General features: G+C 74.1%; 10 protein-coding genes. 6 read left to right on the top strand and 4 right to left on the bottom strand.

Features of this window, described 5'->3' with window-relative positions; translation table 11 throughout:
* Nucleotides 1-100: 100 nt before the first annotated feature.
* From ettA to EV386_RS08895, 4 genes are all read left to right on the top strand, one after another.
* Nucleotides 101-1,783 carry an energy-dependent translational throttle protein EttA gene (ettA, locus tag EV386_RS08910; RefSeq protein WP_130414223.1) on the top strand — a complete coding sequence of 561 codons (1,683 nt, stop codon included), beginning with the start codon at nt 101-103 and terminating at the stop codon, nt 1,781-1,783.
* Nucleotides 1,784-1,862: 79 nt separating this feature from the next.
* A complete protein-coding gene (locus EV386_RS08905; RefSeq protein WP_130414221.1) occupies nt 1,863-3,935 on the top strand; it encodes a dynamin family protein in 2,073 nt (690 codons plus the stop codon).
* Nucleotides 3,936-3,954: 19 nt separating this feature from the next.
* Nucleotides 3,955-5,673: a GTPase gene (locus EV386_RS08900; protein ID WP_130414219.1), complete on the top strand. Its 1,719-nt coding sequence runs from the start codon at nt 3,955-3,957 to the stop codon at nt 5,671-5,673.
* 15 nt (nt 5,674-5,688) lie between these two features.
* Nucleotides 5,689-6,186 (top strand): acyl-CoA thioesterase, encoded by a 498-nt coding sequence (locus EV386_RS08895; RefSeq protein ID WP_130414217.1) that lies wholly within the window; start codon nt 5,689-5,691, stop codon nt 6,184-6,186.
* A gap of 9 nt (nt 6,187-6,195) precedes the next feature.
* On the opposite strand, the gene EV386_RS08890 is transcribed toward EV386_RS08895, so the two are convergent.
* Complete coding sequence (locus EV386_RS08890; RefSeq protein ID WP_130414216.1) at nt 6,196-7,095, bottom strand: acyl-CoA thioesterase; 900 nt, start codon at nt 7,093-7,095, stop codon at nt 6,196-6,198.
* A gap of 7 nt (nt 7,096-7,102) precedes the next feature.
* Nucleotides 7,103-7,486: a globin gene (locus tag EV386_RS08885; protein WP_130414214.1), complete on the bottom strand. Its 384-nt coding sequence runs from the start codon at nt 7,484-7,486 to the stop codon at nt 7,103-7,105.
* 67 nt (nt 7,487-7,553) lie between these two features.
* On the opposite strand from EV386_RS08885, the gene EV386_RS08880 reads away from it, so the two are divergent.
* On the top strand, nt 7,554-7,829 hold the full coding sequence (locus EV386_RS08880) for a PTS sugar transporter subunit IIB (RefSeq protein WP_278025478.1): 276 nt from the start codon (nt 7,554-7,556) through the stop codon (nt 7,827-7,829).
* A gap of 68 nt (nt 7,830-7,897) precedes the next feature.
* Here EV386_RS08880 and EV386_RS08875 read toward each other — a convergent pair whose 3' ends face one another.
* A complete protein-coding gene (locus tag EV386_RS08875) occupies nt 7,898-8,932 on the bottom strand; it encodes a mechanosensitive ion channel family protein (RefSeq protein ID WP_242607896.1) in 1,035 nt (344 codons plus the stop codon).
* A 131-nt stretch (nt 8,933-9,063) separates the two neighbouring features.
* On the opposite strand from EV386_RS08875, the gene malQ reads away from it, so the two are divergent.
* On the top strand, nt 9,064-11,229 hold the full coding sequence (malQ, locus tag EV386_RS08870) for a 4-alpha-glucanotransferase (protein ID WP_423218967.1): 2,166 nt from the start codon (nt 9,064-9,066) through the stop codon (nt 11,227-11,229).
* A 115-nt stretch (nt 11,230-11,344) separates the two neighbouring features.
* On the opposite strand, the gene pepN is transcribed toward malQ, so the two are convergent.
* Nucleotides 11,345-13,933 (bottom strand): aminopeptidase N, encoded by a 2,589-nt coding sequence (pepN, locus tag EV386_RS08865; RefSeq protein ID WP_130414208.1) that lies wholly within the window; start codon nt 13,931-13,933, stop codon nt 11,345-11,347.
* Nucleotides 13,934-14,266 lie beyond the last annotated feature (333 nt).

Below are 14,266 nucleotides of genomic sequence, written 5' to 3'. Positions count from 1 at the left end.
GTCGTCGGCCGCCCGGCGGCCCCCAGACCCTGTGCTGGCGGTCGAGCCTGTCGAGGCCGCCACACCACGGACCTGCGATCGAAACGGTGGAAACAAGCCAGTGGCTGAGTTCATCTACACCATGTACAAGGCGCGCAAGGCGCACGGCGACAAGGTCATCCTCGACAACGTGTCGCTGAACTTCCTTCCCGGCGCGAAGATCGGCGTCGTCGGCCCCAACGGCGCCGGCAAGTCGACCATCCTCAAGATCATGGCCGGACTGGACACGCCGTCGAACGGCGAGGCGCGCCTGAGCCCCGGGTACACCGTCGGCATCCTGCAGCAGGAGCCCCCGCTCAACGAGGACAAGACGGTGCTCGGCAACATCGAGGAGGCCGTGGCCGACATCAAGGGCAAGGTCGACCGGTTCAACGAGATCAGCGGCCTCATGGCCGAGCCCGACGCCGACTTCGACGCGCTGCTGGCCGAGATGGGCGAGCTGCAGGAGGCCATCGACCACGCCGACGCGTGGGAGCTGGACAGCCAGCTCGAGCAGGCCATGGACGCGCTGCGCTGCCCGCCCCCGGACGCGCCCGTCAACGTGCTCTCGGGTGGTGAGCGCCGCCGCGTCGCGCTGTGCAAGCTGCTGCTGGAGAAGCCCGACCTGCTGCTGCTCGACGAGCCCACCAACCACCTCGACGCGGAGTCGGTGCTGTGGCTGGAGCAGCACCTGGCCTCCTACCCGGGCGCCGTCCTGGCCGTCACCCACGACCGCTACTTCCTCGACCACGTCGCGGAGTGGATCTGTGAGGTCGACCGCGGCCGCCTGTACCCCTACGAGGGCAACTACTCGACCTACCTGGAGAAGAAGCAGGAGCGTCTGCAGGTCCAGGGCAAGAAGGACGCCAAGCTCGCCAAGCGCCTCAAGGAGGAGCTGGAGTGGGTGCGGTCCAACGCCAAGGGGCGCCAGGCCAAGAGCAAGGCGCGTCTGGCCCGCTATGAGGAGATGGCGGCCGAGGCCGAGCGCACGCGCAAGCTCGACTTCGAGGAGATCCAGATCCCCGCGGGCCCGCGCCTGGGCAGCACGGTCCTGGAGGCCACCGACCTCAAGAAGGGCTTCGGCGACCGCGTCCTGATCGACGGGCTGTCGTTCACGCTGCCACGCAACGGCATCGTCGGCGTCATCGGCCCCAACGGCGTCGGCAAGACGACGCTGTTCAAGACCATCGTGGGCCTGGAGCCGCTCGACGACGGCGAGCTGAAGATCGGCGAGACGGTCTCGGTGTCCTACGTCGACCAGTCGCGCGGCGGCATCGACCCCAACAAGACGCTGTGGGAGGTCGTGTCCGACGGGCTCGACTTCATCAAGGTCGGCAACGTCGAGATCCCCTCGCGCGCGTACGTCGCCTCGTTCGGGTTCAAGGGCCCAGACCAGCAGAAGCCGGCCGGCGTGCTCTCGGGCGGCGAGCGCAACCGCCTCAACCTGGCGCTCACGCTCAAGCAGGGCGGCAACCTGCTGCTGCTCGACGAGCCCACCAACGACCTCGACGTCGAGACCCTCGGCTCGCTGGAGAACGCGCTGCTGGAGTTCCCCGGCTGCGCCGTGGTCGTCTCGCACGACCGGTGGTTCCTCGACCGCGTCGCCACGCACATCCTCGCCTACGAGGGCACCGAGGAGAACCCGTCGGACTGGTACTGGTTCGAGGGCAACTTCGCCTCGTACGAGGAGAACAAGGTCGCGCGTCTGGGCGTCGAGGCCGCGCGCCCGCACCGCGTGACCTACCGCAAGCTCACGCGCGACTGAGCGCCGCGCCCGTCGGGTGATCGGACTCGCCGACGCGCCCTGACCTGCGCGCCCGCACCGCGCGGGTGAGACTGGCACCATGACCGCGCCCGACGACGTCCCGCAGCCGTCCGCAGGCGGGGCGGCGTCGGGCGTCGAGCCGGACGCCGCCTCGCAGGCGCTGACCACGCACCGCGAGGCGGCCGCGCTCGTCGACGCGCTCGACACGCTTCGGGCCCGCCTGGGCGCGTTGCGCCTGCCCTTGGAGACGCCGGGCGCCGCGGCGGCGCGCGCCGACCTGGGCAGCGCGGTCGACCAGCTCGACGACTACCTGCTGCCACGCCTGCGCGCCGAGCGGGCGCCGCTGCTGGTCGTCGTCGGCGGGTCCACCGGCGCGGGCAAGTCGACCCTGGTCAACTCGATCCTCGGCGAGCACGTCACGGCGCCCGGCGTGCTGCGTCCCACCACCCGCGCCCCCGTGCTGGCCCACCACCCGCTCGACGCCCGCTGGTTCGCCACCGACCGGGTGCTGCCGGGGCTGGCGCGGGTCACCGAGGCCGGGCAGGAGCCCGAGGCGGTCGTCTCCGGCGAGGACACCGCGCGCGGTGAGGCCCGCGCGCCGCGTCCGGCGCCGACCCGCACGTTGCGCCTGGTCGCGAGCGACGCCGTCCCGCAAGGACTCGCGCTGCTCGACGCCCCCGACGTCGACTCGGTCGAGACCGCCAACCGCGAGCTGGCCACCGAACTGCTCGGCGCCGCCGACCTGTGGCTGTTCGTCACCACGGGCGCCCGCTACGCCGACGCCGTGCCGTGGGAGCTGCTGCGCTCCGCGGCCCGGCGCCGCGCGCAGGTCGCGCTCGTGCTCGACCGCGTCGACGCGGGCGCCGAGGAGGTCGTCGACGACCTGCGCCGCCTCGCGCGCGAGCACGGGCTAGGCGCCGCGCCGGTGTTCGTGATCCCCGAGGCGTCCGACGCGGGAGACGGCGCGCTCGACGACGGTCTGCTGCCCGAGGCCGCCGTCGCCGAGGTCTCGACGTGGCTGTCGGGGCTGGGCGGCGACCCCGAGGCCCGCCGGCGCGTCATCACCGCGACGCGCGACGGCGTCGTCGACGACCTCGTGCGGCGCGCGGTGCTCCTCGCGGACGCCGCCGACGCGCAGGAGGCCGCCGACGCCCGGCTGCGCGCCGCCGTCGAGCGACACCACGCGGACGCGGCGCGCGCGGTCGACGCGGCGACCTCGGACGGGGCGATCCTGCGCGGCGAGGTCCTCGCGCGCTGGCAGGACTTCGTCGGCACGGGGGAGTTCTTCCGTGCCGTCGAGAAGGGCGTCGGACGGGTGCGCGACGCCGTCGTCGGGTTCTTCCGCGGCCGCCCCGCGCAGGCGCCGCAGGTCGAGCAGGCGATCGCCAGCGGGCTGGAGTCGGTGGTGCTCGACGCCGCCGAGTCCGCCGCTGAGCGCACCTATGAGTCGTGGGCCGGGGACGCGGCGGGCGCCGCGCTGCTCGACGGGCTCGCGCTGAGCCGCACGTCGTCCGGGCTGCGCGCCGAGATCGGCGAGCAGGTGCGCGCCTGGCAGGGCGACGTGCTGGAGCTCGTGCGCGAGCAGGGCCAGGCGAAGCGGGGCGCCGCGCGCGCGATGTCGCTGGGCGTCAACGCCCTGGGCGTCAGCCTCATGGTCATCGTCTTCGCCTCGACCGCCGGTCTCACCGGCGCCGAGATCGGCATCGCGGGCGGCACCGCGGTGCTCGCGCAGAAGCTGTTGGAGGCCGTGTTCGGTGACGACGCCGTGCGACGGCTCGCGGCGCAGGCCAAGCAGCGCCTCGGCGCGCGCGTGCAGACCATCATGGTCGGGCAGGCCGCGCGCTACAGCGCCCAGCTCGACGCGCTCGGCACCGACGACGCGGGGGGAGCGGGTCTGCGGGACGCGGCCCGGCGCGTCGAGGGCGCGGCGCGCACCGAGCGCGCGACGCGCCCCACGGGCCAGGACGAGGCGACCCGCCCGTGGACGGGCCGCCTGCTGCGCGGCGCCGGGACGCTGCGCCCGCCCGAGCGCCCCGCCTCCCACCCCGTGCCCGCGGTGCGCGCGCCCGACGACGAGAGGACTGGGCCCGAGTCCTCCGAGGAGCGGCACGGCCTGTGGGGCCGCCTGTTCGGTCGCCGAGGCGCGCGATGAGCGCGCGCGGGAGGCGGTCATGAGCCGCATCGACCTCGCGGGGCGCACCGCGGCGCTGGAGGCCGCCGTGCGCGAGGCGGCCGGGCGGCTCGACGCGCCGCTGCTCGACGACGCCCGCCGCGTCGCCGAACGGGCCCGCGAGCGCGGTGGCCTGTCCGCCGAGCACACCGTCGTCGCGCTCGCCGGCGCGACCGGCTCGGGCAAGTCGAGCGTGTTCAACGCCGTCGCGGGGGAGCAGATCGCCACCCCCGGCGTGCGCCGCCCGACGACGTCGCACGCCATGGCGGCGGTCTGGGGCGCGGGCGCCGACCCGCTGCTCGACTGGCTCGACGTGCCGTCCCGCCACCAGATGCCCGCAGGCCCGGCGCCCGAGGAGGAGCCGCCCGCGCGCACCGGACCCACCCGCTCGGTCACCGGGCTGTTCCGCCGTCACCGCACCCCCGCGGGCGTCACGACCGGGCTGGTGCTGCTCGACCTGCCCGACCACGACTCGGTCGTCGTCGAGCACCGGGTGCGCGCCGAACGCCTCGTCGAGCGCGCCGACCTGCTGGTGTGGGTCGTCGACCCGCAGAAGTACGCCGACGCGGCGCTGCACGAGCGCTACCTGCGCCCCCTGGCGGGGCGCGCCGACGTCGTCGTCGTGGTGCTCAACCAGATCGACCGGCTCAGCGTGTCCGACGCCGAGGCCATGCGCGCCGACCTGGAGCGGCTCGTGGCCGCTGACGGGTTGGGCGGCGCGCGCGTGCTGACGGCCTCGGCGCGCACGGGCGAGGGCGTCCACGCACTGCGCGGCCTGCTCGCCGAGGCTGCGCAACGGCGTGAGGCGGCCACCGCGCGCCTCGTGCTCGACGAGCGCGCCGTCGCCGAGCGCATCCTCGCCGCGAGCGGCCAGGCGCCGTCGCAGCGCGCGGGGGAGCGGGCCAAGGGCGCGCTCGTCGCGGCCCTTGAGGACTCCGCGGGTGTGCCGACCGTCGTCGAGGCCGTGCGGCGCTCGGCGACCAAGGACGCCCGCGCCGCCACCGGCTGGCCGCTGACGCGGTGGATCGGGCGGCTACGGCCCGACCCGCTGCGCCGCCTCGGCTTGGCGCCCGACGCGGCGCGGCTGCCCGAGGACCGGCCTGACCTGGTGCGCAGCTCGCTGCCCGCGACCCGGCCCGGCGTGCGCGCGTCGGCGGCGTCGGCCGTGCGCGCCTACGTCGACCAGATGACCGCGGGCGCGCCCGACCCGTGGGTGCTCAGCGCCCGCCGCCGCGCGCAGGACGGTCTCGACCGGCTGCCCGACGCGCTCGACCAGGCCGTGGTCGGCACCCGCCTGGAGGCCGGGCGCCGCCCGCTGTGGTGGCGCGTCGTCGGAGTGCTGCAGTGGCTGGTGCTGGCCGCCGCCGTGGTCGGGCTGGTGTGGCTCGCCGCCGCGTTCGCCCTCTCCTACTTCCAGCTCCCGCAACTGCCGACGCCGGTGCTCACCGTGGGTGGGGACGCGTGGGGTGGGCAGGGCGCGGGCCTCGACGTGCCGTGGGGAACCGTGCTCGTGCTCGCCGGCGCCGTCGTCGGAGTGCTGCTCGCGGCGGGCTCACGGGTGTGCGCCAGCCTCGGAGCGCGGCGGCGCGCGGTCCGGGCGCGCAAGCGGCTGCGCGAGTCGGTGGCTCGGGTCGCCGACGACCTCGTGCGCGTCCCGGTGGCCGACGAGATGGTCGCGCTCGCGCGCACGCGCGCCGCGGCGTCGATCGCGGCGTCGTGAGGATAGCCTGCGCGAGTGACCCGACTGCACGTGCCCGTCAACACCCGCTGGTCCGACCTTGACGCGTACCAGCACGTCAACAACGTCGAGATGTTCCGCATCCTGGAGGAGGCCCGCATCACGGCCTTCTGGAGGCACTCGCCCGACGAGGTCGGGGAGGACTGGCCCACGGCCATCCTGGAGACCGGTCCGCGCTCGTCGAGCCACACCTTCGTCGCCGGGCAACAGATCGACTATCTGCGTCCGCTGGGCTTCACACGCCAGCCGGTGCGCGTCGAACTGTGGATCGGGGACATCGGCGGCGCCTCGCTACAGGTCTGCTACGAGGTGCACGACGGCGCCCCGGGCGGATTCCCGCGCTCCGCGCCCGCCTCGGGGCACGAGCCGTACGTGCGCGCGCTGACCACGATCGTGGTGGTCGACGCGGCGAGCGGCCGCCCGCGGCGCATCACCGACGCCGAGCGGGCGGCCTGGGCCGACTACCAGGAGCCGCCGGTCGTCTTCCGCCGCTGACGGCGCCCGTCAGCGCATCCGGACCATGCCCTCCTGGGCGATCGAGGCGACCAGCACGCCCTCGCGCGTGTAGACGCGCGCGAACCCGAGCGCGCGGCCGCCCTGCGCCGTCGGCGACTCCTGGACGTACAGCAGCCAGTCGTCGGCCCGCGCGTCGCGGTGCCACCACATGGCGTGGTCGAGGCTCGCGATCGCCAGGTTCGGCCCCGCGTCGACCCACGCCTTGCCCGCGGCCCGCAGCGCCGGCTCCAGCATGACCTGGTCGCACGCGTACGCCAGCAGCGCGCGGTGCAGCAGCCGGTCGTCGGAGTCGATGCGGCGCCGCGCTCGCATCCACACCATCTGCCGGTCCGACGGCGTCGGGTCCGGCGCGACGTAGAGCGCGCGCCCGACGTGGGCGAGCTCGAACGCCGAGTCGGTCGACCACCAGCGGGCCGCCGGGTGGTCCTGGTCGGCCAGCAGCGTGAACGCGCTGTCGACCGCCTCGGGCGGCGGCACGTCGGTGGGCGCCGAGCGCTGGTAGTCGTAGCTGGGCTGGTCCTCCTGGAACGACACCGTCAGCGAGAGGATCGGCTGACCGTGCTGGATCGCGTGGCTGCGTCGCGCGCTGAACGAGCGCCCGTCGCGCAGACGCTCGACCGCGAAGTCGATGGGCACGTCGAGCGCGCCCTCGCGCAGGAAGTACCCGTGCATCGAGTGCGGGGCGCGGTCGTCGGCCACGGTGCGGCCGCACGCGATGATCGCCTGCGCCAGCACCTGCCCGCCGTAGACGCGGGCCGCTAGGCCGGGCACGGAGTCGCCGCGCCACAGGTCGTCCTCGCCGCGGGGCCCCCAGCCGTCGACCTCGCGCAGGTCGAGGACGGCCAGCAGGCGGTCGAGCGCGTCGGGCGCGTCAGGCTTGTCGGTCACCGGGCTCTCACTCCTCGAAGGTGTTGATCAGGGAGAAGGCCGCGCGCTCCAGGTAGTCCCAGAGCTGCGACTCGTGCAGGGGCGCGAGGCCGAGCGAGGTCACCGCCTCGCGCATGTGGGCCAGCCACCGGTCGCGCGCCTCGGGGTTGACCTTGAACGGCGCGTGGCGCATGCGCAGCCGCGGGTGGCCGCGGGTCTGCGAGTACGTCGTCGGGCCGCCCCAGTACTGCTCCAGGAACAGGGTCAGCCGCTCCTTGGCGGGCCCGAGGTCCTGCTCGGGGTACATCGGGCGCAGCACGTCGTCGTCGGCCACGCCCTCGTAAAAGCGGTCGACGAGTCGCACGAACGTCGTGTGCCCGCCGACGGCGTCATAGAAGGTGGCAGGTGTCACCGGGTCATCGTGCCAGACACGCGCGCGAGCCGACGACGTGCTCCAGGATGGGCATGGGAGGTCTAGGCTGGCAGCGACCTGCAAAGGCGCACGGGACGGGAGACGGAAGATGACCAAGGCGGACCAGATTCTCGCGGCCCTGGGTGGCACGGCGAACATCCAGGAGCTTGAGCCGTGCATCACGCGATTGCGCGTGCAGGTGAGCGACCCCGAGCTCGTCGACGAGCCGCGGCTCAAGCAGTCGGGCGCGTTCGGCGTCGTGCGCTCAGGCCGGGTGATCCAGGTGATCGTGGGGCCTGAGGCCGACGACCTCGCCGCCGAGCTGGACCTGCTGCGCGCCTGACCCACTCGACGGGCGCCCCGCGGCCGCCGGCCGCGGGGCGCTCGTCGTCGCGCCAGGACGCGCGGTGCTCAGGGCTGGTTGGGCGCGTCGGCGGCCTCGATGACCCCCGCGTGCAGCAGCTCAAGCTGTGCCCGCACCAGCAGCGCGCGCGCGACGTCGCCGTCGGCGCCCGGGCGCACCCGACCGTGCAGCGTGAACGTGTAGGACCCGTCGCCCAGCTCGTCCACGCCGCGCACCTGGGGCGTCTCGATGAGGTGGGCCGCCATGGCGGGGTCGGCGCGCACGACGTCGACGGCGCGGGAGAGCGCCGCGCGGACCGTCTCGACGTCGGAGCCGACGGGCACCGCGACCTTCGCCACCGCGCGCGCCCACTGCTGCGTGTGGTTGCCCGCGCGCAGGATCTCGCCGTTGCGCACGTGCCACAGGGTGCCGTCGAAGCTGCGCACATGCGTCAGGCGCAGGTCCACCCTCTCCACGACGCCGACCGCGCCCGCGCCCAGGTCGACCTCGTCGCCCACCCCGAACTGGTCCTCGATGAGGATGAAGATGCCTGACAGGAAGTCGCGCACCAGGCTCTGGGCGCCGAAGCCGACCGCGACGCCGACGACGCCGGCCGAGGCGAGCAGCGGCGTCACGACGTCACCGGCGCCCACGGCCGTCAGGATCATCAGGGCCATCACGGCGCCGATGACGATGTTCGCCGCCGAGCCGAGCACCGAGCCCACGGTGCGCGCGCGCTGGGCGCGGCGCTGCTTGACCTCGGGGGTCACCAGCCCGAGGGTGTCCTCGACCAGGACGACGCGCGGCCCCCGGCTTTTGCGCCGCCCGCTCGCCGCGGGCGTCTCGGCGTCATCGGCCACCGCGGCGTACGCGCGGTGGTAGCCGTTCGCGATGCGCTCGGAGACGTGCGCGATGGTGCGGCGCACCAGCACGAGCACCAGCGCGCCGATCACCAGGATGAGCAGCACGTGCAGCGGCCAGCCGGTGAACCAGTCCCAGAAGCGCGCGGCCTTGTCGACCGTCAGGTCGACGACGTCGGTGGGGGTGGGGGAGGGCGTGTCGGCCGCGAGACGGGCCGAGGCGAGCGTGGGCGTGTGGGTCACGGCGCTTACGGTAACCGCGCCGTGTGAAGGCGCCGTGCCGGGTACGCGGCGACACGGCGACGCATCCGGGGGCATCAAGCGCCGACGGGCTGGGCGCCGTCGGGCTGCCGCACAGGTCAGGTGGCAAGATCGTGCCTGTGAGCTTTGAGACGACGCCCGACGAGGTCCCCGCCGAGCTCATCGAGCTCGCCCACAGCCACGGTGTGCGCACCGAGTTCTACGGTTTCGAGGGAGGCGCCCAACAGGTGCGCGCCTCGACCCTGGTCGCGGTGCTGGAGGCGCTCGGCGTTCCGGCGGCCTCCTCGCGCCAGGTGCAGATGAGCCTCGCGCTCGTGCGCGACGACGAGTGGCGCCAGACGCTGCCGCCCACCGTCGTCGTGCGCCAGGGCGTCGAGGCGAGCGTCCCCGTGCACGTCACCGACGGCGCCACGGTCGAGGTCTGGGCCGAGGTCGACGGCGCCGAGGCCGGCGCGCCCGCGCGCGGGCGACGCGAGCGCCGCGACCTGGCGCAGGTCGAGCACTACGTCGAGCCGCGCACGGTCGACGGGCGGCGCGTGGGCCGCGCGACGTTCGCGGTGCCGACCGACCTGCCGCTCGGCTGGCACACGCTGCACGCGAGCACCGAGGGAGTCGAGGTCAAGACCACGCTCGTGGTCACCCCGCAGCGCCTGACGCTGCCGCCCGCCGTCGAGCACGGTCAGGTCTGGGGCCTGCTGGTGCAACTGTACTCGGTGCGCTCGCGCACGTCGTGGGGTCTGGGCGACCTCGCCGACCTCGCGGACATCGCCTGGCTGGCCGCGCACCGCGGCGGCGCCGACTTCGTCGCGGTCAACCCGCTCGCCGCGGCCGAGCCGACGGCGCCCATGACGCCGTCGCCCTACCTGCCGACCTCGCGCCGCTTCCTCAACCCCATCTACGTGCGTGTTGAGGACATCGCCGAGACGGCGTACCTGTCGGCCGCGGACCGCTCGCTCGTGGAGTGGGCCGCCGACCCGGTGCGCGACCTGGCCACCGACCCCGGCCCCATCGACCGCGACGTCGTGTGGGAGGCCAAGAAGGCGGCGCTGGAGGTCGTGTTCACCGCGCCGCGCCGCGCCGCGCGCCAGGCGGCGTACGAGGAGTTCGTCGCCGAACAGGGCGCGGGCCTGCGCGACTTCGCGACCTGGTGCGCCATCTGCGAGCACCTGGGCGGCAAGGACTGGCCGCGGGAGCTGTCGACGCCCGACTCGCCCGCCGTCGAGGCGCTGCGCGAGCGGCTCGCCGAGCGCGTCGACTTCTACACGTGGCTGCAGTGGGTCGCCGACGAGCAGAAGGCCACCGCTCAGCGTCTGGCGCGCGAGGCCGGAATGAGGATCGGCGTCATGCACGACCTGGCCGTCGGCGTGCACCCCGAGGGCGCCGACGCCTGGGCCAACGGCGCCTACCTGGCCCGCGGCGTCGAGGTGGGCGCCCCGCCGGACATGTACAACCAGCAGGGGCAGAACTGGTCGCAACCGCCGTGGAACCCGCGCGCGCTCGCCAAGGCCGGCTACCGGCCGTACCGCGACATGCTGCGCACCGTGCTGCGCTCGGCGGGCGCGCTGCGCGCCGACCACATCCTCGGCCTGTTCCGCCTGTGGTGGATCCCGGGTGGATCCAAGGCGTCGGCCGGGACGTATGTGGCCTACGACCACGAGGCGATGGTCGGCATCCTGTGCCTGGAGGCGCAGCGGGCCGGGGCGATCGTCGTCGGCGAGGACCTCGGCGTGTTCGAGCCGTGGGTGCGCGACTACCTCGCCGACCGCGGCATCCTCGGCACCTCGGTCCTGTGGTTCGAGCAGGAGAACGGCGGGCCGCTGCCGCCCGAGCGGTACCGCCACCTGGCGATGGCGTCGGTCGGCACCCACGACATGCCGCCGACGGCGGGCTACCTCGCCGGTGAGCACGTCGACCTGCGCGAGCGGCTCGGGCTGCTGACCGAGCCCGTCGCTGTCGTGCGCCAGCGGGCGCGCGCCGAGCGTGACGTGTTCGTGCGGGCGCTCGCCGAGCGCGGCCTGGTGGGCGACGACCCGTCGGAGCGCGAGATCGTCGAGGCCATGCACCGCTACCTGCGCCAGACGCCGGCCGCGCTGCTGGGCGTGCAGCTCGTGGACGCGGTGGGCGAGCGGCGCTCGCAGAACCAGCCGGGCACGGACCAGGAGTACCCGAACTGGAAGGTCCCGCTGGGGGACGCCTCGGGAACCCCGATCCTGCTGGAGGACCTGTTCGACAGCCAGCGCCTGCGCAGCCTCCTCGCAGTCCTCAACGCCCCCGAATGACCGAGTGACCCGGTGACCGGGTCAGCAGCGGGTCTGGTCGTCGGCCCGTGGTCTGGTCGTCGGCGTCAACCGACGACCAGACCTCAGACCGACGACCAGACCCGCCGGCCGTCCCTCAGTGGGTGGCGTCGAGGGCCTGGGCCGCCAGGGCGCGGCGGGTGTCCGCCAGGCTCTCGCGGACCATGCGGCGCAGGGCCGGGGCGGCGTCCGCGTGCGTGTCGAGCCACGCGGCCACGGTCTCGGCCAGCGCCGCCGACGCGACCGGGGCCGGGTAGAGGCCCTCGACGAGCTCCTCCGACATCTGGTAGGTGCGCGACTCCCAGATCGGCGTCAGCGCGTCCACGTAGCGGCCGATCAGCGGCTCGAGCACGGCCGGGTCGGTCACGCGGCGGAAGCCCGCCGCCGTCGCGCGGATGATCGCGTTGGGCACGTCGGACTCATCGACGATCGAGGCGAATGCGGCCTCCTTGGCCGCGGTCGTCGGCGCCGACGCGCGGACGCGTGCGGCGGCCTGACGCCCCGTCGCGGTGTCGTCCGCGGCCAGCGTGTCCGCCACCTCGCCCTCGCCTGCGGCGCCCAGCGCGACCAGGCCCTGCAGCAGGTCCCAGCGCAGATCGGTGTCGATCTCGCGGCCCGCGAGCACGAGCGTCCCGTCGAGCAGGCCCCGCAGCGGGGCGACGTGCTCGGGGCCGGTCGCCTGCGCGGCGAACGCCCGCACGAGCTGCAGCTGCAGGTCGGAGCCCGCGGGCGCCGCCGAGGCGAGCTCCCACAGCGCGTCGGCGACGCGCGTGGCCTGCGCGGCGCGGCGCTGCGGGTCGGCGTAGACCGTGGCCGCCGTGCCGAGCTGGCCCAGCACCATGGCCACCGTGGTCGACTCGGTCTCGGCGGCGACGTTGCCGAGCACCAGGTCGACGAACGACGACGCCGGAGCCTCGGCGTCGCGCACCGCGTCCCACGCCGATCCCCACACGACGCCGCGCGCGAGCGAGTCGCGGATGGCGCCGAGGTGCTCGACGGCGAACGCGAGCGAGTCGGCGTCGAGGCGCACCTTGGCGAACGCCAGGTCCTCGTCGTTGAGCAGGATCAGGCCCGGGCGCGTGGTGCCCACGAGCTCGGGGACGGCGGTGCGCTCGCCGTCGACGTCGACCATGACCTGGTGCGTGCGCACCACGGCGCCGTCGGCGTCGAGCGAGTAGTAGCCGACGCCCAGGCGGTGCGGGCGCAGCGTCGGGTGGTCGGCCGGCGCCGTCTGCACGATCTCGAACGACTCGATCGTCCCGTCCGCCGCGACCCGCAGCTCGGGCCGCAGCGTGTTGGTGCCGGCCGTCTCGAGCCACGCCTTGCTCCACGCCTCCAGGTCGCGGCCGCTGGTGGCCTCGAGCTCGACGAGCAGGTCGCGCAGCTCGGTGTTGGAGAACGCGTGCTTGCGGAAGTAGGCGGCCAGGCCCCGCATGAACTCCTCGCGGCCGACCCAGGCGACGAGCTGCTTGAGCACCGAGGCGCCCTTGGCGTACGTGATGCCGTCGAAGTTGACGTACACGTCCTCCAGATCGCGGATCTCGGCGACGATCGGGTGGGTGCTGGGCAGCGCGTCCTGGCGGTAGGCCCACGTCTTCTCGGACGCCGCGAACGTCGTCCACCCCTCGGTCCACTCGGTGGCCTCGGCCGTGGCGAGCGTCGAGGCGAACTCGGCGAACGACTCGTTGAGCCACAGGTCGTTCCACCACTTCATGGTGACCAGGTCGCCGAACCACATGTGCGCCAGCTCGTGCAGGATCGTCACGACGCGACGCTCCTTGCGTCCGTCGGGAACCGACCCGCGGAAGACGTACGCCTCGGTGAACGTGACGCAGCCCGGGTTCTCCATCGCGCCCATGTTGTACTCGGGCACGAACAGCTGGTCGTACTTGTCGAACGGGTACGGGTAGTCGAACAGCTCCTCGTAGAACGCGAAGCCCTTGCGCGTGATGTCCATGACGTAGTCGGCGTCCATGTACTGCGACAGCGACGCGCGGCAGAACACCCCGAGCGGGATCTCGCGCCCGTCGGAGCTGGTCAGGGCGCCGCGCACGACGGCGTAGGGGCCGGCCACGATCGCGACCAGGTAGGTGGAGATGCGCGGCGTCGCGCCGAACGTCCACGTCGCCGTCGGCTCGGGCGCGCCGTCCTCGACGACGACGACGTCGGCGCCCGTCGCGACGGGTGCCGGCGTGGGCTGGTTGCTGACGACCTGCCACCGTGCCGGGGCCGTCACGGTGACCTGGAAGGTCGCCTTGAGGTCCGGCTGCTCGAACGTGGCGAACACGCGGCGCGCGTCCGGCACCTCGAACTGCGTGTACAGGTAGACCTCGCCGTCGACCGGGTCGACGAAGCGGTGCAGGCCCTCGCCCGTGTTGGTGTAGGCGCAGTCGGCTACGACCACGACCTCGTTGTCGGCCGCGAGGCCGTCGAGCGTGATGCGCGAGTCGGCGAACACGGCCGCCGGGTCGAGCTCGCGCCCGTTGAGCGTGACCGACCGGACGGTCGGGGCGACCAGGTCGAGGAAGGTGCTGGCCCCCTCCGTGGCGGTGAAGCGGATCGTCGTGGTCGACGTGAACAGCGTCGGTCCGGTGGTGACGTCGAGCGCGATCGCGTACGACTCGACGGCGGTCACGACGCCGGCGCGCTCGATCGCCTCGGCGCGGGTCAGGTTCTGTCCGGGCACAGGTTCTCCCTCGGTCTTGCGCCGCGGGCTGGTGCCCGCGGACGGCACGGTGGTGGGTCCCGACGTCGCGACCCGCAGCCGATCCTCTCACTGCGCGGGCGCCAGGTCAGGGGGCGCGGCCGGACGACACCCCTGGTCGGGCCGGAACAGGCCAACGATTTCGACTCACCATGGGGAACGTGCCATTCTGCGGGGAGCGGTCTCGTGCGCCCTCGCTCGACCGCCCTGCCATGAACGCCCCGGTCTGCGCCCGGAGGGAGCGACGAATGTCCAGCCCGAACGTCCCGGGTCCCGTGCCGCCTCCACCTCCTCCTCCGCCTGTGCCGGAGCCCG

The sequence above is a fragment of the Xylanimonas ulmi genome, from assembly GCF_004216535.1.
Classification (GTDB): domain Bacteria; phylum Actinomycetota; class Actinomycetes; order Actinomycetales; family Cellulomonadaceae; genus Xylanimonas; species Xylanimonas ulmi.
The sequence above is the reverse complement of the archived record's forward strand: the minus strand, read 5'-3'. Positions and strand labels throughout refer to the sequence as shown.

Bases quoted from the DNA above. Each gene is read 5' to 3' on its own strand.
- EV386_RS08905 (WP_130414221.1), top strand. From the start codon at position 1,863: ATGACCGCGCCCGACGACGTCCCGCAGCCGTCCGCAGGCGGGGCGGCG.
- EV386_RS08900 (WP_130414219.1), top strand. From the start codon at position 3,955: ATGAGCCGCATCGACCTCGCGGGGCGCACCGCGGCGCTGGAGGCCGCC.